We start from the raw sequence: 20,156 nt of genomic DNA, 5'->3' as shown, positions 1-20,156 counted from the left end.
ATTAAGGAGTTGAAATGGATGGAAGAGAAGATGAATGAACCGACTGGCGAAGACTTGTTAACAAATCGCCAAGGTCATCCTGTAACAGACAACCAAAATGTAAGAACCGTTGGCAACCGAGGGCCAACCACATTGGAGAACTATGATTTTTTAGAAAAGATTACGCATTTTGACCGCGAAAAAATCCCTGAAAGGGTTGTTCATGCAAGAGGTGCTGGTGCACATGGTTATTTTGAGTCATACGGCACTGTTGGTGATGAACCTATTTCTAAATACACACGTGCAAAGATTTTCCAAGAAAAAGGCAAGCAGACACCGCTGTTTATCCGTTTTTCCACTGTAGTTCATGGAGTCCATTCTCCAGAGACATTGAGAGATCCACGTGGGTTTGCCATTAAGTTTTATACAGAAGATGGCAACTGGGATTTAGTCGGGAATAATTTAAAGATTTTCTTTATCCGCGATCCGCTTAAATTCCCAGATATGGTTCATTCCTTCCGACCAGATCCTGTTTCAGGATTGTCTGATCCTGAAAGAATGTTTGACTTCCTTGCATTGACACCAGAATCGATGCATATGATTACCTTTGTATTTTCACCATGGGGCATTCCTGCCAATTACCGGCAAATGCAAGGCTCTGGAGTGCATGCTTATAAATGGGTGAATGCAGAAGGCAAAGCTGTGCTTGTAAAATATCATTGGGAGCCTAAACAAGGTATCAGAAACTTAACGCAAAAAGAAGCAGATGAAGTTCAAGCGAAAAATTACAGCCATGCAACACAGGATTTATATGAAGCAATTGAAAAAGGCGATTATCCTGAATGGGAGCTTTATGTGCAAATCATGGAGGATGGAGAGCACCCAGAATTGGATTTTGATCCGCTTGATCCTACAAAGCTTTGGTATAAAGAGGACTACCCTTGGCTTCCAGTCGGCAAAATGGTCTTGAACAAAAATCCAGAGAACTACTTCACAGAAGTGGAACAATCGGCTTTTGGAACAGGCGTAATCGTCGACGGAATGGACTTTTCCGATGATAAGCTCCTGCAAGGCAGAACTTTCTCTTACTCCGATACACAGCGACACAGAGTGGGAACAAATTATCTGCAATTACCTATCAACAGACCGAAAAAACATGTTGCTACTAATCAAGAAGGCGGACAAATGGACTTCCGAACAGAATTCGGCAAACACCAAAATCCGCACATTAATTATGAGCCTTCTGTAATCGGCGGCTTAAAAGAAGCAGAAAATCCAGGCAAAGAGCATGAACCATATGTGGAAGGCAATGTAAAAAGGGAAAAAATCTCTCGTGAAAATAACTTTGGACAAGCTGGCGAAACTTACCGAAGATTTACGGATTTTGAAAGAGATGAGCTTATAAGCAACTTATCCTCCGCACTTGCAGCTTGCCGTACAGAAATTCAAGAGAAAATGATCGACATGTGTACAAAGTGTGATGAAGATTACGGAAAACGGATTGCAGAAGCAATCCAGAAAATAACAGAAACAAGAGTTGATCAAATGGAAGATGCTGTGCAAACAGCAGAAGATGTGTCACATCCTTCTGATCCTTATTAATATCATTGCCTGCTGTGTTTATGACAGCAGGCTTTTTCAATGTGTTGTTTTGTTGACATAATTCCAAATATATGGTATTAAATAATCGTTAGCACTCTGAAGCTTAAAGTGCTAAACTGGACTACATATTATTCTTACTTTTGAAAGGAGCTATTATTTAATGGTCGAAACAAAAGAATTCAAAGCCGAATCGAAAAGGCTGCTCGAAATGATGATTAACTCTATCTACTCACAAAGAGAGGTTTTCTTAAGAGAGCTGATTTCCAATGCCAGTGATGCAATTGATAAAATCTATTACAGAGCATTGTCAGATGAAGCCATTACCTTCCATAAAGAAGATTATTATATAAAGATAAAAGCAGATAAGCAAAATCGGACATTGACGATTACGGATACAGGCATCGGGATGACGAAGGAAGAATTGGAGAATAACTTAGGAACAATTGCTAAAAGCGGTTCTCTGGCCTTTAAAAATGCAAATGAGCTGAAAGACGGCCATGATATTATCGGCCAATTTGGAGTAGGTTTTTATGCGGCGTTTATGGTAGCAGATGTTGTCACAGTTACATCAAAATCCCTTGACAGTGACACTGCCTACAAGTGGCAATCAAAGGGTGCGGATGGCTACACAATCGAGGAAACGGCAAAAGAACAGGTTGGAACGGAAATTGTCTTATCATTGAAGGAAAACAGTGAGGATGACCAATACGACGAATTTTTAGAAGATTACCGTTTAAAGCAAATCATCAAAAAATATTCAGACTTTATCCGCTATCCAATAAAAATGGATGTGACTACATCTGCTCCAAAAGAAGGAACAGAGGATGAGTTCGATGAGTTTGTCGAAGAGCAAACTATCAACAGCATGGTGCCAATTTGGAGAAAAAACAAAAGTGAGCTTACAGACGAGGATTACCAGCGTTTCTATGAGGACAAACGTTATGGTTTTGACAAGCCTTTGTCACATCTGCATGTAAGTGTAGATGGATCGATTCGCTATAATGCTATTTTGTATATTCCAGAAAAGACTCCGTTTGACTATTACTCTAAAGAGTACGAAAAAGGACTTGAACTATATTCCAATGGCGTCTTAATCATGGAGAAGTGTGCCGATCTGCTCCCTGATTATTTCAGCTTTGTGAAAGGACTCGTAGATTCTGAGGATTTATCCTTGAATATATCACGAGAAATGCTGCAGCATGACAGACAGCTGAAAAAAATCGAAAAAAATATTACTAAAAAAATTAAAAGTCAATTAAAAGCGCTGCTAAAGGATGAGAGAGAACAATACGAAGCATTTTTCGAATCATTCGGAAGACAGCTTAAATATGGCGTGTACAGTGACTTTGGTGCCAACAAAGAAATGCTGCAGGATTTACTGCTGTTCTATTCTTCCACAGAGAAGAAGCTCGTATCCTTAGATGAATATCTATCGAGAATGCCAGAGGAGCAAAAATACATTTACTATGCAACGGGAGATTCTATCGACAGAATAAGCAAGCTTCCACAAACAGAAGCAGTAGCGGAAAAAGGCTATGAAATACTTTACTTCACAGATGATATTGATGAATTTTCCATCAAGATGCTGCGTGTTTTTAATGACAAAGAATTTAAATCCGTTTCTGCAAGTGATCTTGGGATTGATGAGGATAATAAAGACACAGCAGATGCTGAGGAAGAAAACAAACCATTGTTAGACTTTATGAAGGAAGCTCTTAGCGGCAAGGTCAAGGATGTTAAAATATCTACACGCCTTAAGTCTCATCCAGTCTGTTTATCAACAAGCGGCGAATTGACGATCGAAATGGAAAAGGTTCTTAACTTGATGCCTGACAGCCAAGGCGTCCAGGCAGAAAAGGTGCTTGAAATTAACAAGAACCACACTGTCTTTCAATCATTAAAAACAGCGTTAGAAGCAGATAAAGAGAAGCTTAGCCTTTATACGAATCTGCTGTATAATCAAGCATTGCTGATTGAAGGACTTCCAATTGAAGACCCAGTTGACTTCACTAATAATATTTGCAAAATCATGGATTAATATAAAGTTAAAAGCAGCCTGTCTTGCAGGCTGTTTTTAACTGCATTAAATATTGACAAAATATTATTTTTGTGATATGATTAAATATTTTATATTTGACTGAATTCCCTGAATATACCATAATGAAATAGTAAAATAACGGTAAAGGGGAGAAAACAAGTGACTGTAAATTGGAATTTAAGAGCATTAGAGATTAATCTTGGCGGCTTTACTATTTTTCCTACACTGATTTGGAATGAAAAGACGGCGATATTAGTCGATACTGGGATGCCAGGCTTGCTTCCTGTATTTAAAAATGAAATGTCAAAACTAGATGTTCCTTTTGAAAGGCTGTCAGCAATTATCCTAACACATCAAGACCTAGACCATATCGGCAGTCTGCCTGAATTGACAACAGTAAACCCTAATTTGTCTGTATTTGCTCATGAAGTGGAAAAACCTTATATAGAAGGAGAACTCCCCCTTATTAAGATGAACGGTGAAAATATGACAGCAGAAAAATGGGCGGCTATTCCAGATGCTTTGAAGCCGTTTTATGAAAACCCGCCATCAGCGAAAGTGACAAATACTCTTGAAGACGGTGCTGAGGTAGAGGGATTTCCTGGCATTGAAGTCATTGCTACACCTGGTCATACACCTGGCCATGCGAGCCTTTATGTTAAACAAACAAAAACATTGATTGCTGGTGATGCACTGACTTGTTCGGACGGCAACTTACTAGGACCAGCACCTCAGCATACATTGAATATGGATGAAGCACTAGCATCTGTTGCAAAACTTTTAAACTATGATATTGAAACAGTCATCTGCTATCATGGCGGTATCGTATCAGGAAAAATATTGCAACAATTAACAGAAATTATAGGTAAGTAAAAAAACAGGACAGGAAAACATGTTTTCCTGTCCTGTTTTTATGTTATTGATATTTTTGCAGCGGTTTATCGGCAGGGCCTTCCAGCACTTCGCCATCATAAGAGAATCTCGAGCCGTGACACGGGCAATCCCATGATTTTTCCCCATTATTCCAAGCGACCTCACAGCCAAGATGGGTGCAGGTTGTATCAACCATATGAACATTGCCATCAGTGTCTTTATAACAGCCGATTTTTTTTCCGTTTATGCGGAGAATGGATGCTTCATCTGGAGACAATTCCTCCTCATCGCTGGCAGGTTTCAGCTTTCCGCCAATAAGATGCTTTGCAACATCTAAATTTATGCTGATGAATTTTCGCAAAGATGGGTCAGAATAAAAACGGGAAGGAGCATACAACTCCTCGTATGGATTTTGTTTACCTTCAACCATATCAACAAGCAACAAAGCTGCTGCTATCCCGTTTGTAATGCCCCATTTCCGATAGCCTGTGGCTACATAAATCGAGTCATGCCCCTTTTTAATAAGTCCTACATATGGGATCTTATCAAGTGTAATCAAGTCTTGTGCCGACCATTCATAATATACCTTTTCACTGTTAAGAACCTCTCGTCCAAACGCTTTAAGTGCTTCATAATGCTTAGTAGTATCTTCATCCTGTCCCGTTTTATGGCTGTCTCCGCTAATTAAAATTAATCTTTTGCCGTCATGTGACACCGGACGGAGCGATCTTGAAGGAGTATCAGCACTGTAGTACATACCGCCAGGATATTTATCTGCTTCCTCCACAGCAACGACATAAGATCTTTTTGGATACATACGGGCAAAATAAAAGCCATTTGCATCATAAAAGGGAAAGTGAGAGGCGCTGATTACCTTATCTGCATGTACCTTGTAGCCGTCCCTAGTAACTACTGCTTTTTTCTCCTGTTGTTCCTCCACATCTGTTGCTGTTGTCTGTTCAAATATTGTTACATTATCCATTTTATCTAGTAATTCTTTGAAAAACAGAAGTGGGTGGAATTGATACTGATTTTTCATTACTAATGCGGCCTTCACTTCAATTGGAAAAGGTATGGACTCACGCAGTTCACAATCTATGCCAATTTCTTTGTAGGCAGCATGCTCTTTCATTACCTTATTTTCATATTCATCAGATACTGCATAAAGGATAGCATCATGTTTCTCTAGTCCACAGTCGATATTTATTTGTTCAGCTGCTGTTTTTATAAATTCCATGGCGTTATGATTTGCTTCATAATAGAGCTTCGCTTTTTTTAATCCCATGTTTTGCTTCAATTCATCATAAATAAGTCCATGCTGCGCCGTAATTTTTGCTGTCGTGTATCCTGTTGTTCCACTCATCAAGCTATCAGCTTCCAGCAGTGTGACACGACGTCCTTTTTTTCCAAGTAAATAGGCGGCAGTTAAACCAGTAATACCTCCGCCGACAATACAAATCTCTGTTTCATGATCGTTAGTGAGCTTAGGAAAGGAAGGAAGTTTAACTGTATCCCTCCATAATGATTCATGCTTGTCCATAACCATCCATCTCCTTACTATGTCTTTTCCTTCTATGTTTCCCAAAATAGGAAATAAAAAACATTAATATCCTACCAGGAAATAAGTCGTATTCCTTGAAAGCTATACTGCTCCAAGTTATAGTAAAATAGCACTAATTTAGATTTATTATTTAAAGTTGATGAAATTAGAACGATAAACGACTAGACAAAGAGATGAACAGGAGGAAATGAATCGTGGTTTGTGATGTTTGTAAACCGAGTACTAAAGGCTATAGTGTCTTCTTTCCAGATGCTCACTCAATGAACGTGCTCCTTAAATATTTAAAGGGCAGCTCGCCTGATGCATTCAAAATCGTGAATACTTGCACAGTCTGGCTACTAGAACCAGTCTTTTTTTCTTTTGTCGATTACGCAGCTGTACACCTCGGCGAATACGCAATAACAGCTGCGGAAGCTGATATATGGAATCCGGATAAAAATAAGAGCAGAAAAAAACCAATTCATCTATTCACAGAAGAAAGGGAGGCTGCTTGGATAGATCAGGTTATAGAAGAAAACAGGATTATCACATATTATCAGCCAATTGTCCGGATAGAAGACAGCAAACCGATAATTTATGGACATGAGCTGTTATCAAGAGGACTTGATGAATACGGGGCAATAATCCCTCCTAATAAACTGTTTGAGGCAGCGAGCTTGCGCAACCGCGTATTTTCATTAGATCGAGCTTGCCGTCTCCAATCTGTCCGCAATGCAGGCGTTGTAAAAAATAAGCTTGTTTTTATTAACTTTATCCCGACAGCTATTTATGTACCGGAGCACTGTCTTGCAAGTACATTTGCTTTAATTAAGGAACTTGGTGTGAAGCCCTCACAAGTAGTATTTGAAGTAGTTGAAACAGATGACGTGCAAAATCTCGATCATTTAAAGTCTATTCTTGCTTATTATCGAAAACATGGATTTAAGTATGCACTTGACGATGTGGGAACAGGCTATAACCAGATAGACAAATTGGAAAAAATGGAACCTGACGTTGTGAAGCTTGCGATTGAATATGTAAATGGTGTGAGCAAAGATTTACAGAAGCAACAGTTAGCACAAGAGGTGCTAATTCGCAGCAAAAGAATCGGTGCGCTCGCGCTCGCTGAAGGTGTTGAGCATATGGAAGACTTTCACTTTCTACAGGAAATGGGTTATGATCTGTTTCAAGGTTATTTATTTTCAAAACCTGCACAAAAACCGATGAGTGACACAGAGCTGATAGAAACGTTAAAGGAACATGAGAATATATTGACATTAACTTCATAATATGATTAAATAAAATCCAAATATTATATTTCAAAACTTATCCAGAGAGGTGGAGGGAACTGGCCCTATGAAACCTCGGCAGCGGGTTCATCTTACGAGATGAATACTGTGCCAATTCCAAGGACGCGATTATTCGGTCTTACAGATAAGAGGAAGAAATGCATGGTTGCACGAACTAAGTGTATGAATGATACAGTCCTCTTCTGTCAAGAAGAGGACTTTTTTATTTCCTTCCTATAAAAGGCGAAAATCGAATAGTAACAGGAGGCAGAAATAATGGGGTTTGACAACGCTCAATATAGTGACGAAAAAGACTTGCTGATTGAAAAGCTGATTGCACTCGGTATATATAAGAAGGAATCACTGCACCTTTTTGAATTATCGGTCTCAGAGCTAGAAGAAGTGTATGAGAAAGCAGCTTGTGACAATCAGTGTTAAATATGCCAGGCATATCTGTTTCAACTTGTGCCTATAAAATAGTAGAATGGAACAGGATTAATAAAAAGGCTGGTGCCCAAAAATGAACAGGATGGCAAAATATATAACAGCAATCCTAATATGCATATTGATCGGATTATCTTCCAGATATACAGCCTTTTATCCGCAAGTGATCCAATCCCATCTTGGTGATGTGATCTGGGCTAGTATGATTTATTTTGGTTTAAGGCTCTTTGTTAAGAAAAATCATTATCTATTTTCCATCCTGCTCGCACTGTTATTTTGCTGGCTGATTGAATTTAGTCAATTATATCAAGGAGATTGGCTGGTTGAATTCCGTAATACATTGCTTGGTGGACTTATCCTTGGCAAGGGTTTTCTGTGGATTGATTTACTTCGTTACACAGTCGGAGTAGCACTGGCATATTTGGTGGATCGGAATCTTTTGCATAAGCAAGCTGCCTAGTTGATTCTTTTAAAAATTTGGCAGTTATTTTCTGATTTGTGTTTTCATTATTTTACGATATAATAGTGATTGAGTTTTTTAACAGTCAAAGGCATTATGCCGCTTAATATTAGATCGGAGAGGTTGTAGCCCCCCTCTTAAAAAAAACTAAGAAGAAGCAGCACTTCTATCTTGGAGTGCTGTTTTTTTTGGTAATTGGGCATTAGTTGTAATGGTAGAAAGGGAGTATTTTTAATTATGTTAAGAGATGAAAAAGCAGTTGTTGTATTCAGCGGAGGCCAGGACAGCACTACATGCCTGTTTTGGGCTTTAGAAACATTCAAAGAGGTAGAAGCTGTTACCTTTAATTATAATCAAAGACACAAAGCAGAAATTCAATGTGCAATTGATATTGCTGCAGAGGTTGGTGTGAAACATCATATTCTAGATATGGAATTATTAAATCAGCTGGCACCGAACGCATTGACTCGAAGTGATATTGAAGTGAAAGAAGGCGAAAATGGGGAGCTTCCTTCTACATTTGTTCCAGGCAGAAATCTTGTCTTCTTGTCTTTTGCGGCTATTTTAGCAAGCCAAATTGGGGCAAAGCATATCATTACAGGCGTTTGTGAAACAGATTTCAGCGGATATCCTGATTGCCGTGATTCCTTCATTAAATCCCTTAATGTAACACTTAATCTTTCCATGGACACATCCTTTGTCATTCATACACCTTTAATGTGGCTGGATAAGGCGGAAACTTGGAAGCTTGCAGACGATTTAGGCAGACTGGACTATGTGAGAGAAAAGACGTTGACATGCTATGAAGGAGTAATCGGCGACGGCTGTGGAGAATGTCCTTCATGCTTGCTTAGAAAAGCAGGACTAGATAAATATCTTGAAGGAAAGAAAGAGGCACATGTATAATGGACACTAATTTCTTCGGCTTTCGAATTGTGGAGAACCTGCAGAAAATCGGCCAGGACATAAAAAAAGAAGAGTTGAATTATCATCAGAAAAGAGTGCTAATCTCCAAGGAATTTACTTTCGATGCTGCACACCATCTTCACTGTTATGAAGGAAAATGCAAAAATCTACATGGGCACACATATAAAGTTATTCTAGCAGTGAGCGGTTTAACAAATGATATCGGACTTGTCATTGACTTTGGTGATCTGAAAAACATTTGGAAGGAAAAAATAGAAGTATATCTCGACCACCGCTATCTAAATGAAACACTGCCGCATATGAATACAACTGCAGAAAACATGGTTGTGTGGATGTATGAAAAATTAAATGAAGAATTAAAACAATACAATAATGACAGCCAAAAGCTGAGAGTAGAGTATATCAAGCTATATGAGACACCTACGAGTTTTGCAGAAGCAAGAAGGGAATGGATGGGATGAGCAAAATACCGGTGCTAGAGATTTTCGGGCCGACAATCCAAGGAGAAGGGATGGTTGTGGGCAGGAAAACAATGTTTATCCGCACTGCCGGGTGCGATTATCGCTGTTCGTGGTGCGATTCTGCTTTCACATGGGATGGCACAGGAAAAGATGATATTATCCAAATGACAGCAGAGGAAATTTGGGAACGATTATCTGAATTAGGCGGAGATCGCTTCGACCATGTCACTATTTCAGGGGGAAATCCAGCCCTGCTGACAAACCTTCGCCATTTCATTGAGCTGGCAAAGCAAAAAAATATCCAGTTGGCTTTAGAAACACAGGGAAGCAAATGGCAAGACTGGTTTGAGCAAATTGATGATCTGACCATTTCGCCTAAGCCGCCAAGCTCTGGAATGAAAACAAATTTTGCCATTTTAGATGACATCATCACGAAATTGTCAGATGCAAACAGCTTGTTCAGTTTGAAGGTGGTTGTTTTTGATGAAGCAGACTATGAATATGCTATTCATGTTCATCAACGCTACCCAAATGTGCCTTTTTATTTGCAAGTAGGCAATGATGACATTACAAATGGCAATAATGAAGAATTGCTGCAAAAGCTGTTAACGAAATATGAATGGCTGATTGACCTCACTATGAACACGAGTGAAATGAATGACGTTCGCGTTCTTCCGCAGCTTCATGCATTGGTTTGGGGAAATAAAAGAGGCGTTTAGACTATAAATATCTAGTTTTACTGATAAATATAAGGTTCAATATAACTATTAATATGGACAAATTTCCTTTTTTGGACACAATATTATCTTACTATCGGAGGAATTTGTAGAATATAATCGAAAAAAAGCGGGAAACAATGTATAATAAATTATTAGAATAGTAGATTCTAACAAGAGGGAGGATCTGATAAGTAATGGAATGGACTTTAGCCATTTTATTTATTGCTGCAGTGGTGCTGTTATTTGCTTCCACAATCAGAAGCCGTAAAACAGCAAAAGCAGAACAAAGGGAAATCGATATGATTCACCTTTCTGTTACGGAAGAGCTTACACAGCTGCAGACACAAGTTCGCAATCTAGAGCTCGATATAGAGATCATTGAAAAAGAATCTGGCGTTCGATTAGCATTAGCTGATCGCGTTAAATTAAGAGAAGTTTTAGACTTGCACCGTCGCAAATATTCCATTGAAACAATTGCCGGCCAAAAAAAGCTGTCAGTTGAACAAGTGGAAAAAATGCTTGCTCCTTATATTATGGAGAAAGAAGAAAGGAGATCTGTTGTAAATGAAGCCTAGTACCATAAGCAGTTTTGCAGCAGGTTTACTTTTAGCGGCAGCCATTAGCAGTGTTGCCTATTATGTGACTAAGGAAGATACACCAAAAGCAGCAGAACCTGCAACAACTGCTGTGACAGAGGATACAAATACAGAAGCGGTTAAAACACCGACTGTTGAAGAGATGGAAGAACTACTCGCTTCTTCCGGCTATGTTGTACAAACAAAAGAAGAAGCTGAAAAGACAGAAACGCAATGGCAGGAAAAAGTCGATGCTGCTAAAAAATCAGCAAGTGAAGATACAGAGAGCAATGGTGATGTTGTCTATCGCACTAGCATTTATGTATCAAACGGGATGACAAGTATTGATGTTGGAAACGCCTTGAAAGATGCTGATATCATTAAAATGAGCGGCTTCGAATTTTCTAAAGAAGTAGAGAAAAAAGGTGTCGAAAAATACTTGAAGCCTGGCTCATATAAAATCGACAGCTCCATGTCTACAAATAAAATTATATCTACTATTTTCCAAAAGCAATAAAAGCAAAAAAATCACTTATGCATACAGCATAAGTGATTTTTTTATTGCCATAGGTGGGAAGCCAAACCGTTTTCGTTCCATTCCATAAAATGCTAGGAGGAAGCTTTATTATGGAAGGTGAAAAGATGAAAAGAAATAAAAGGAGCAGGGGATTTTGCCTGCCAGGCGGTTATCGATACTGTGGCCCAGGCTGCAGCGGCCCAGGAGCGCCAATCAACTACGTAGATTCATGCTGTAAAAAACATGATGATTGTGTAGCAAGATACGGCTCAAGCTGCAGATGTGACGAGCTGTTAATTGAATGCGTGCAAAGAAAAACGAATGAAAGAACACACGAAGGAAGCACTGCCAGACTTATCTCTGGCTTCATGAAACTGCGCACTGATTTGAATTGTGCAAAGCCAAGACGTACACAACGCCGAAGATAACGGCGTTGTGTTATTTTTGGATTGGAAAAGAAAACATTTCCTGTAAATGCTGCTTATCCCGGTAAGAGCGATAAGCAACAAGGATTTGGTCATCCATCGAAGCATCCAACTGAAGAATATAGTCACTTTTTTTCTCTAAATAATAATGTATTCCCTCTGCCTCTAAAACATAAAAATGATAAAAATCTCCTAATAAGAATTGAGTGGCTTTTTTTGTATCTTGATGTGTTTCAATATAGTCTGCTAAGCCGATGACAGATATAGTTGCACCTTCTTTGTTTGCAAGCATGCTGTTGCGTACCGTTTCTGCTGTCTGCGTCAATGTATTTTTAGCTTTAGCGAACATAGTTCCTAAAATATTACTCATTGTCTGCCTCCAAAAATAATAGTAGTAAGGATAGTATGCACGCTATAAATTACGGTTATCCTTGCAGCAAGCAGTTTAAAGCGGAAACAAAAAAAAGGGCCTTACATAGCCCTTTTTTAAGAAAAATTAAATGTAAATAAAACGAAAGCAAATGCTGCGACCCAAATAATAGGAATTAAGTTAATAATAATGGCAGTTTTTTTTCGTTTGTTTCTGAATATCCACGAAAGAATCGTACAGACAATAAAGGCAACTGGATACAAGCTGACAATTAAGACAAATAGAATATTATAAAAGCTGAATCCTCCATCAAAGCTCATAAAAGAAAGTCCCCATATCGGCAGCCAAGGTATGAGACATAGTAAATAAATAACTTGTAAAATGACCAAATAAATTTTCATATTTCCCCCTGTGTTTTTATGTCTATTACTCCTCATTATAGGAAGGAGCGCGGTGTTTCACATCATTCAAAAGGCTCGTGTTTCAAACAGCCCTAACATGCCTTAAGACTCTAGTATGATTACGATTTGTTGATAGGCTTGATGGGTGGAACGCACACCTTCTGAGAAGACTTTTTATTTTTTTCATCTAGTGCAACATACTGCTTGAGCTGCTTTTGTTTTGCGTGCTCGTTTTAGATGGATCAAGATATCCTCTTGAGTGCCTTTTTTTAGAAATGGCCAAAAATTTTTAGCAGCTAAAGCTAGCTGTTGGAAGTACTCACTATATACTGTATCTATCGTAGCTTATAATAATTAGGTAAAATAGTCTATATAATTCCATGAAAAATTGGTATGTTACAGGTAAGTAAGTCCTGTAACATACCAGTATTTGATTATGCGCTCCACAATACTTCTGTTAATTTGCTGTCAAACAGGTTTGTGTCAATATTACAGGTTTCAGCATTTATTCCATACTGCCAGCCGTATGCCAACGATCCTTTAGGTGCGTCGACATCAAAATCAGGTGCTTCTTGTTCTGTGGTGATACCGATGCTTGGCGATGCTGACCAAATAAAGGTATCATCCTTTACTTCTTGTTTATTTTGAGCAGCTTCGTTGAAGGAATCTACTAAATCACTGCCATTGTCAAACACGCCATATATGGCTGGCTCGAAATTAGAAGCAGTTATTTCATCATACCACCCTTCAATAAAGGCAGCATCGACTGGGTAAGTCGGTTCAATATCTGCAAATATTGCTACTCCATCTGGTGTTCCTAATTCATTTGCAAGATCAATCGCTTCCTTCGCTTCATTGACTCCATTATCATATCCTGTTGCATCAGTAAAGCCGTTGTGTATAAGCAAAACGTCTGCATCCTTTTCATGAATTAAGTCGATTTGCTCATTTGTTAAACCAGCAGAAACACCTTCATTGTGGCCCAAATAGCGGGCTACCACTTTAGGATTACCGAAGTTCTCATTCACACAAGCATAGAATTCATCTGTAGATGCACTGGCAGAGTCTATGCCCCAAATATAGGCAGGTTTTTCCTTTGAAGAACTTGCATTATTATTAGCTGATTCTTCCTCGCTTCCTGCATTTTCGTTATCGTTATTCTCCTTGCTGTCGTTTTCTGCGTTTGTCTCTTTGCCTGATGTTGTAATACCATTTGTAACTTCGACATTAACTTGAAGCTGAATATTGTTTATCAGATTATTTTCAATGGTTGTTGGACCAGTACTGTTTACCTCATTGTTGATTGTATTATTTAAAGTACCTGTTAAGCTGCCGTTTAAGAGACTCTCCAGTTTATTTGTCAGTTTCACTTCTGCTTCATCGCTGATAGAGTTAGTTATATTGTTTTTAATATTTGCGTCTTTATTTTCCACTTCATTCTGAATCGAACTCTCAATTTCCGCTTTAGCTTGGCCGCTTACATTGTTTTCAATATTATTAGAAACTGAAAGACTAGAGCTGCTTTCTGCTTCGTTTTGTTGCTCTGACTCAGTTGCAGAGCTATTATTAGCCTTTGTTTCAGAGCTATCAGCCACTGCAGCACTATTAGAATTTTCATATATAAATGCACCGATGCCCATTAACAAAATCAATAAAGCTGAAGCTGTAATGATTAAATATCTTTTCCAATTCATCGTATCACACCTTCCTTTATCCCTCTTAACTACAATATGTTGAATTACAACCATTTGTTCGGGCTTGTCCAGGAAGAAAGTTATCGATTATTCACAAAGCCTCTCGTATAGGATAAAGCGAAAGGGGGAAGCTAAAAAAAATATCTAGTAGGTGAAAAAAATGCTGTTTTCTATTTTTTTCTTTTTTGCATGGCTAATCACGGCCATCTTTTATCTGCAAAAAAAGGTGATATCAAAAGGGGAAAATATGATTATTTTTCTAATCATGCTTGTTGTCAGCATCCATTGGAATTGGATTATTTACGAGGAGCTTGTTTTAGTGAAAATTGCGGATACAACACAAGCATATACGGCTTTTTTGTTGTTTCGGACGATAATTACACCAGTAGCGGCAATTATTTATATAAACATCATCCTGACAAAAACGACTAGATTAAAAACCATTTTCGTTACATTAGGAGGAGCGATGTGTTTATTCGCTTTTATTTTGTTGGCACTCGCAGGTAATTTGATTGAAACAAAGCAGTGGAATCTAAGTCTTGATTATATTTATTTTGTCCTTTATTTTTGCGGTGCTTTAGTAATTCATTATTTCTACCAGTCCATTATTCAAAAAGAAGGTAAAACGGTATGAAATTAATCGGAACATTTGATATGAATGAAATTGCTTTGCTGATTTTCGTCGGAGTCACATACGCGATTATGGTTATCTTGCCAAAGGTGCTGTCAACAGAACTGACTATATTAAGTATTGTTTGGGGGTTCACAATCGGGGTGGTGTTCGATTTCACCATCGGTGGCGGCCGGCTTGATTATTATAGAGTGAATGATATTAATCATTATGAGCTGTTTGACTTTGTGTACTATATGCTGTTTGTACCGTTCGGTTATTGCTTTAATTACTTCTATGAAGTGCTGCGGATACGAGGTCTATTTAGCATTTTGTATATTGTCGTTTGGGCAGGTATTGGTATTGGAGCACAATTTGTATTTAGCCTGCTGCATATTATCACCTTGCAAAATGGCTATAAACTTGTCCATTCTCTTCCCGTTTTTTTGATTATCCAAACTGTCACCGCATTTATTTATGCTTATATAAAAAAGGAAGAGCAGAAAAGCAAAAGCAAGGAAAATGAATAGGGGGTAGTTTGTTAAACTTTTCGAAGATATCCAATTGGATATCTTTTTTTTTATAAAAACAATAATTTAAACAGTAAATATGCCGTTAGCAACTGTTCTTTTCTTGTCTAGAAGCCCTTCATCACTAATTTTCACAAAAATTTCAAATAATCATATATTAATATTAGTCGATCGGTAAAAGAAAAGAGTCGTTATAACTATATTACTTATTTTATTATTTGGAAACATGAATGCCTTTTCTTCTGTGCTGATCCATACTCGCTAATTCTAAAAAGGAGATGGTTAGTATGACAAAAATATTTATTGATCCAGGGCATGGCGGATCTGATCCTGGTGCCGTCGGTAATGGGCTGCAGGAAAAGGACTTAACGTTAAAGATTGCTAAAAAGATACAAGCTTTGTTGAAGGACTACGAAGATGTTGAGGTGAAAATGAGCCGCACAACAGACAAATTTTTGAGTCTTGATCAGCGGACAGATGCTGCTAACAGCTGGAATGCTGACTTTTTTCTGTCTGTGCATATCAATGCTGGCGGCGGAACAGGCTATGAAGATTACCGCTACAACACACTTGCAATCTCAAGCAGAACCGGTAAGGTTCATGCAGCAATTCATAATGCAATCATGGATGAACTTGAATCTTATAATGTAGTCGACAGGGGGACAAAAGCATCCGATCTGCATGTATTGAGAGAATCTGATATGGCTGCAATTTTGACAGAAAGCTTATTCATCGACACTCGCAAGGATGCTAACCTTTTAAAGAATGATGACTTCCTTGATGCAGTTGCATTAGGACATGTTAAAGGGCTTGAGCGAGCCTTTAACTTAAAGAAAAAAGCCGCTTCCACAACGTATAAAATTAAAGCAGGAGACACGTTTTGGGATATAGAAGAACGTTTAAATATCAAGCATGGAACATTAAAAAATCTTAATCCTAATGTTAATGCGACTGAACTGAAGGTTGGTCAAAGTATCCGTATTAAATAAAAAAGGAAAACCCTGCTGTTAAGCAGGGTTTCTTAATAAAAAGCAATCACATAGTATGTTATCAACTGGGTATAATATGGGAATACCTAACCCTTTTGAGGTGATTGTTTTTGGTGATGGAACGCTTGATTTTAGCAGGCATACTTATTATCAGCTTTGTGATTGCATGGCGATTCATCCCAGCTGAGAAAGCAAGGGATGCTTTTATTCTTTTTTTGTCTATTCAATTCTTTTCATGGCCGATTGGATTATTTGTCGTAGAAATGAAGTGGATTGAATATCCGGTGCAATTGTTTCCTAATGATAATAATGATTACAGATCAAGTTTATATTTTGAATTCTTCTTGTTTCCAATAACAGCTATTTTGTTTAATTTGTATTATCCATCATCAAGAAGAGTTATTCCTAAGTTGTTCTATTATTTGTTGATTGCCGGCTTTTTTACCTGCATAGAGTTCATACTCGAAAGATTTACAAAGTTGGTGGATTATCATAAATGGCAATGGTATTGGAGTTATTTTAGTGTCATGCTCATATTATATTTGAGCCATAAGTATTACAAATGGTTTAAAAGAGGATTAAGGTGAGACACCATGCATAAAGAATTTTGGATATTAATGATTATATGGGCTGTTGTACCGATTATTATATTTCTGAACATACGTAATAGCAATAAACGGGTGGCACAAATCACATTCTTGTTTTCCCAGTCCATTGCATGGCTTTATGAATTTGTACAAATAAAAATGCAATTAGTCGCATTTCCGTATCGTGAATTTCCGTACGCGACGAAATTAAGCTTTACCCTTCATTACTTGCTTTTTCCAACGATCGGGATGCTGTTTATCTTGTATTATCCAAAAAAGGGCCGGTATGTAAAAACTCTGTTTTATTTTCTTCTGTTTGGAACGATTGCCCCAACTTACAGTGTTATTGTAGAAAGAACTACTTCTCTTGTCGAGTACCATCATTGGAATTGGGCACTTGGATTTGTATCAAGCATCATCATGCTCTCAATCTTAAAAGTATTTGTATTTTGGTTCGAAAAGGGAATGCTGATGCGAGAAGAATAAGCAGCTATATGAGATAAAAAAGCCATTCAGCACGGAGTGCTGTATGGCTTTTAGTGCTTATGGCCAAAAATTTGTCAATGACAGTCCGTTATAGACCTCGTTCCAAATAGAATCATTATTCGGCTCTTCAATTGGCACCTGAACAGCGCATATTCCCGGATATGGCCAGTACATTTCCTGCATTCCTTTTATTCCGTTTACTGGCAGCATGAGCAGTAAATTGAAATCCCCTTTTACTAATGTTGAGAGGGCAGCATGAAGGGCGAGCGCTTCTTCTTGGGTAGCAAAACCCCATCTCACAAATAAAATTTTCGGGCTGTATTCTAGCTTTTCAAACAGATTAGCAATCCGTTTTTGCAGCTTTTCCTTGTAAGCTGGATACGTTACAGTCCAATCTTGTCCAGGGACGATTGGGAAATCATGCACAGATGTTATATTATATACTGTATCGTAAATGAAATGGGCATTAACTGGTTCTGTTCCGCCTTGTGCTGGCATGACAGCTACTCCATCATCAAGGGAACTGGAGGTTCCTTCTGTAAGTACGAGATTTGGAAAATCCATAAATCCTTGAAAGCGGTTGTTGATTAATCTTGTCACATCAGCAACGGAGTTGGAAACCATCCAATCAAGGGGAAAGGCAAATCTGCGCAAATTATGTCTTCTTAAATTCAAGGAAGGACCACACCAGCTGCCGATTCCGAGCATTAAATCATAAGGGCCTTTTATTTCTTGTAAATTCACCATAATCATTCCTTTGCTCTGGCATTATAGTATATTGAATGATGAGTGACAGGTAATTGCTTGGACAAACGGCATTTTTTTTAACATAGTTGCATGTAATGTTTAGGCTTTTTTAAGATTTCTCCCTTAATATATAAGCATCAAATGACAGGAGGACACGACTTTGACTTTAACGAGCTTTTTATTATATCTAATTGTGGCGGTAATTTTTCTGCATATTCCCGTGCTCGGAAGATATGTTGCTGTTATTCAAACATTAATTCATGAAGTCGGCCATGGGCTTGCGGCGATAATATGTGGCGGAAAGGTAAGAAAAATTCATTTATTCGCAAATACTGAAGGACTGGCTTTCACCGCACATGCCAACTGGTTCAGCAGGTTTGTAACAACACTGTCTGGCTATCTATTTGCTTCTGCCTTTTCCTTCTTTTCAATCTGGCTGATAACAATTGGGGCATTTGAGCTCTTGCTGTACATTTACGCAGGTATTTGTTTAACAGCACTTGTATTGTGGATACGCAATTTATATGGTATCTTGTGGATTATTTGTGCGAGCAGCTTTTTTCTTTGGCTGACCGTTTACGGCAGCATGTTACTGAAAGTACATACATTACAGCTGTTAACATGTATTATTTTTGTACAGTCAATAAAAAGCGCCTTTATTGTGCTTCACTTAAGCTTTAAAAAACCGATGACTGCAGGAGATGCTACAAGTCTTGCCAAGATGACAAAAATCATTCCCGCCTTTATCTGGGGCATTTTATTTTTCGGTCAGGCCCTTTATTTCGGCTATTTAGGTGTAAGTTTTGTCATCCAGTAAAACAGGCTACCGGCCTGTTTTTTTATGTAGTAAAGGGGGAATGTTATAGTAAGAAAAGGGATGGTTGGGAAAGATACGCAAAAGGAAGCTAGACTAAAAGGGGCTGTTTTTAGGTGATTCAAATCATTGGCGTTACTGAAGATAATCGATTGGATCTGAATGTTTCTATCAATGACTTAAATATATCCGCATATAAATGGTATTGGGTCGACTTTAACGGTCCGACAGAAGAGGAAATTACCAAACTAATTGATGTCTTTCATTTTCACCCACTGGCGGTCGAGGACTGTGTCCACCGGCTCCAGCGTCCGAAGCTTGACTATTATGACAATCATGCCTTCTATGTAACACATATTCTTCGCAAAGAAGAGGGTGAACTCATGAAGGAGGAATTAGATTTTTTTGTGGGAGATAATTTTATCGTCACCTTTCATTCTTCACCTGCAATCGAAGTATCTCAAGTGTGGACAATCCTTCTTTCTCACAAGAAAATAGAAAAATGGGACACCTATTATGTGTTTTATCAAATCCTTGATAAAATAGTCGATAACTATTTTCCTCTCCTCTATAGTTTAGAGGATGACTTAGACAAAATAGAAGATAATACCCAGAATAAATCAATGAATGCCTTAATGGAAGAGCTTTTTGATGCAAGATATTCCCTCTTAAACTTACGGCATACTGTCCATCCCATGCGTGATTTGCTGTATCGCATGCTCAACTCCCATCATCTGAAGGGAATCAATGCGAGAAGGGAGTATTTCTCCGATATATATGACCATCTGCTTAAGCTGTCGGAAATGGTTATGTCCAACCGTGAAATCACAGCAGATATTAGAGACAGCTATTTATCTCTTAATTCCCATCAGACGAATAATGTCATGAAAGTGCTGACAATCATAACTTCGATTTTTTCGCCGCTTACTTTTATCGCTGGGATATACGGCATGAATTTTGAACATATGCCTGAGCTGTCTTGGCGCTATGGCTATTTGTTTTCCCTAACTTTTATGATTGTTTTAGGGGTCATCATGATCCTTTGGTTTAAGCGAAAAGGATGGTTCAAATAAAAAACG

General features: G+C 38.2%; 24 protein-coding genes and 1 riboswitch. Of the genes, 19 read left to right on the top strand and 5 right to left on the bottom strand.

Translation table 11 applies throughout. The features are described 5' to 3' along the window. Positions 1-18 precede the first annotated feature (18 nt). The 3 genes from LXM54_RS04360 (at position 19) to LXM54_RS04350 (ending at position 4,492) form a co-directional block, all read left to right on the top strand. Entirely contained in the window at positions 19-1,581 is a 1,563-nt protein-coding gene (locus tag LXM54_RS04360; RefSeq protein ID WP_233313861.1) for a catalase, read from the top strand. Positions 1,582-1,741: 160 nt separating this feature from the next. After that, on the top strand, positions 1,742-3,619 hold the full coding sequence (htpG, locus tag LXM54_RS04355; RefSeq protein ID WP_233313860.1) for a molecular chaperone HtpG: 1,878 nt from the start codon (positions 1,742-1,744) through the stop codon (positions 3,617-3,619). A 159-nt stretch (positions 3,620-3,778) separates the two neighbouring features. Then, a complete protein-coding gene (locus tag LXM54_RS04350; protein ID WP_233313859.1) occupies positions 3,779-4,492 on the top strand; it encodes an MBL fold metallo-hydrolase in 714 nt (237 codons plus the stop codon). A 43-nt stretch (positions 4,493-4,535) separates the two neighbouring features. On the opposite strand, the gene LXM54_RS04345 is transcribed toward LXM54_RS04350, so the two are convergent. Then, the gene (locus LXM54_RS04345) at positions 4,536-6,032 is read right to left on the bottom strand and encodes an FAD-dependent oxidoreductase (RefSeq protein WP_233313858.1); all 1,497 of its coding nucleotides are present in this window, start codon (positions 6,030-6,032) and stop codon (positions 4,536-4,538) included. 215 nt (positions 6,033-6,247) lie between these two features. Between LXM54_RS04345 and LXM54_RS04340 the strand changes: the two genes are divergently transcribed. The 9 genes from LXM54_RS04340 to LXM54_RS04300 all read left to right on the top strand — a co-directional run bounded on the left by LXM54_RS04340 (position 6,248) and on the right by LXM54_RS04300 (position 11,852). Next, complete coding sequence (locus tag LXM54_RS04340) at positions 6,248-7,321, top strand: EAL domain-containing protein (protein ID WP_233313857.1); 1,074 nt, start codon at positions 6,248-6,250, stop codon at positions 7,319-7,321. Between the two features lie 34 nt (positions 7,322-7,355). Beyond that, positions 7,356-7,473: riboswitch (SAM riboswitch) on the top strand. Between the two features lie 124 nt (positions 7,474-7,597). Further along, positions 7,598-7,759, top strand: a complete 162-nt coding sequence (locus tag LXM54_RS04335; RefSeq protein ID WP_233313856.1) for a Fur-regulated basic protein FbpA — start codon at positions 7,598-7,600, stop codon at positions 7,757-7,759. Between the two features lie 82 nt (positions 7,760-7,841). After that, on the top strand, positions 7,842-8,225 hold the full coding sequence (locus LXM54_RS04330) for a ribosomal maturation YjgA family protein (protein ID WP_233313855.1): 384 nt from the start codon (positions 7,842-7,844) through the stop codon (positions 8,223-8,225). A gap of 237 nt (positions 8,226-8,462) precedes the next feature. Beyond that, the gene (queC, locus tag LXM54_RS04325; RefSeq protein WP_233313854.1) at positions 8,463-9,131 is read left to right on the top strand and encodes a 7-cyano-7-deazaguanine synthase QueC; all 669 of its coding nucleotides are present in this window, start codon (positions 8,463-8,465) and stop codon (positions 9,129-9,131) included. Next, the gene (queD, locus tag LXM54_RS04320; RefSeq protein WP_233313853.1) at positions 9,131-9,613 is read left to right on the top strand and encodes a 6-carboxytetrahydropterin synthase QueD; all 483 of its coding nucleotides are present in this window, start codon (positions 9,131-9,133) and stop codon (positions 9,611-9,613) included. Before queC ends, queD begins: the two co-directional genes overlap by 1 nt. Beyond that, complete coding sequence (queE, locus tag LXM54_RS04315) at positions 9,610-10,332, top strand: 7-carboxy-7-deazaguanine synthase QueE (protein WP_233313852.1); 723 nt, start codon at positions 9,610-9,612, stop codon at positions 10,330-10,332. Before queD ends, queE begins: the two co-directional genes overlap by 4 nt. 194 nt (positions 10,333-10,526) lie before the next feature. After that, on the top strand, positions 10,527-10,907 hold the full coding sequence (locus LXM54_RS04310) for a hypothetical protein (protein ID WP_233313851.1): 381 nt from the start codon (positions 10,527-10,529) through the stop codon (positions 10,905-10,907). Further along, on the top strand, positions 10,897-11,424 hold the full coding sequence (locus LXM54_RS04305; protein ID WP_233313850.1) for an endolytic transglycosylase MltG: 528 nt from the start codon (positions 10,897-10,899) through the stop codon (positions 11,422-11,424). The genes LXM54_RS04310 and LXM54_RS04305 overlap by 11 nt, the downstream gene beginning before the upstream one ends. A gap of 110 nt (positions 11,425-11,534) precedes the next feature. Next, positions 11,535-11,852: a Parvovirus coat protein VP1-like protein gene (locus LXM54_RS04300; RefSeq protein WP_233313849.1), complete on the top strand. Its 318-nt coding sequence runs from the start codon at positions 11,535-11,537 to the stop codon at positions 11,850-11,852. Positions 11,853-11,862: 10 nt separating this feature from the next. Here the strand turns inward: LXM54_RS04300 and LXM54_RS04295 are convergent, their stop codons facing one another. From LXM54_RS04295 to LXM54_RS04285, 3 genes are all read right to left on the bottom strand, one after another. Further along, positions 11,863-12,219, bottom strand: coding sequence for a hypothetical protein (locus LXM54_RS04295; RefSeq protein WP_233313848.1), 357 nt, complete (start codon positions 12,217-12,219; stop codon positions 11,863-11,865). A 116-nt stretch (positions 12,220-12,335) separates the two neighbouring features. Then, entirely contained in the window at positions 12,336-12,620 is a 285-nt protein-coding gene (locus LXM54_RS04290) for a hypothetical protein (protein ID WP_233313847.1), read from the bottom strand. Positions 12,621-13,054: 434 nt separating this feature from the next. Continuing rightward, positions 13,055-14,314 carry a glycoside hydrolase domain-containing protein gene (locus LXM54_RS04285; protein WP_233313846.1) on the bottom strand — a complete coding sequence of 420 codons (1,260 nt, stop codon included), beginning with the start codon at positions 14,312-14,314 and terminating at the stop codon, positions 13,055-13,057. 160 nt (positions 14,315-14,474) lie between these two features. Between LXM54_RS04285 and LXM54_RS04280 the strand changes: the two genes are divergently transcribed. The 5 genes from LXM54_RS04280 to LXM54_RS04260 all read left to right on the top strand — a co-directional run bounded on the left by LXM54_RS04280 (position 14,475) and on the right by LXM54_RS04260 (position 17,516). After that, positions 14,475-14,948: a hypothetical protein gene (locus tag LXM54_RS04280; protein ID WP_233313845.1), complete on the top strand. Its 474-nt coding sequence runs from the start codon at positions 14,475-14,477 to the stop codon at positions 14,946-14,948. After that, positions 14,945-15,454 carry a hypothetical protein gene (locus tag LXM54_RS04275; protein WP_233313844.1) on the top strand — a complete coding sequence of 170 codons (510 nt, stop codon included), beginning with the start codon at positions 14,945-14,947 and terminating at the stop codon, positions 15,452-15,454. Before LXM54_RS04280 ends, LXM54_RS04275 begins: the two co-directional genes overlap by 4 nt. A gap of 287 nt (positions 15,455-15,741) precedes the next feature. After that, a complete protein-coding gene (locus LXM54_RS04270; RefSeq protein WP_233313843.1) occupies positions 15,742-16,443 on the top strand; it encodes an N-acetylmuramoyl-L-alanine amidase in 702 nt (233 codons plus the stop codon). A 116-nt stretch (positions 16,444-16,559) separates the two neighbouring features. Beyond that, the gene (locus LXM54_RS04265) at positions 16,560-17,030 is read left to right on the top strand and encodes a CBO0543 family protein (protein WP_282581433.1); all 471 of its coding nucleotides are present in this window, start codon (positions 16,560-16,562) and stop codon (positions 17,028-17,030) included. A 6-nt stretch (positions 17,031-17,036) separates the two neighbouring features. Next, positions 17,037-17,516, top strand: coding sequence for a CBO0543 family protein (locus LXM54_RS04260; protein WP_233313841.1), 480 nt, complete (start codon positions 17,037-17,039; stop codon positions 17,514-17,516). Positions 17,517-17,573: 57 nt separating this feature from the next. Here the strand turns inward: LXM54_RS04260 and LXM54_RS04255 are convergent, their stop codons facing one another. Next, the gene (locus LXM54_RS04255; RefSeq protein ID WP_233313840.1) at positions 17,574-18,263 is read right to left on the bottom strand and encodes a DUF1796 family putative cysteine peptidase; all 690 of its coding nucleotides are present in this window, start codon (positions 18,261-18,263) and stop codon (positions 17,574-17,576) included. A 160-nt stretch (positions 18,264-18,423) separates the two neighbouring features. Here LXM54_RS04255 and LXM54_RS04250 point away from each other — a divergent pair, with 160 nt between their 5' ends. Together LXM54_RS04250 and corA are read left to right on the top strand one after the other, a co-directional pair. Next, positions 18,424-19,080, top strand: a complete 657-nt coding sequence (locus LXM54_RS04250) for a M50 family metallopeptidase (RefSeq protein WP_233313839.1) — start codon at positions 18,424-18,426, stop codon at positions 19,078-19,080. A 113-nt stretch (positions 19,081-19,193) separates the two neighbouring features. After that, the gene (corA, locus tag LXM54_RS04245; protein ID WP_233313838.1) at positions 19,194-20,150 is read left to right on the top strand and encodes a magnesium/cobalt transporter CorA; all 957 of its coding nucleotides are present in this window, start codon (positions 19,194-19,196) and stop codon (positions 20,148-20,150) included. Positions 20,151-20,156 lie beyond the last annotated feature (6 nt).

The organism is Bacillus sp. Au-Bac7 (assembly GCF_021341655.1).
GTDB lineage: Bacteria > Bacillota > Bacilli > Bacillales > Cytobacillaceae > Niallia.
The sequence above is the reverse complement of the archived record's forward strand: the minus strand, read 5'-3'. Positions and strand labels throughout refer to the sequence as shown.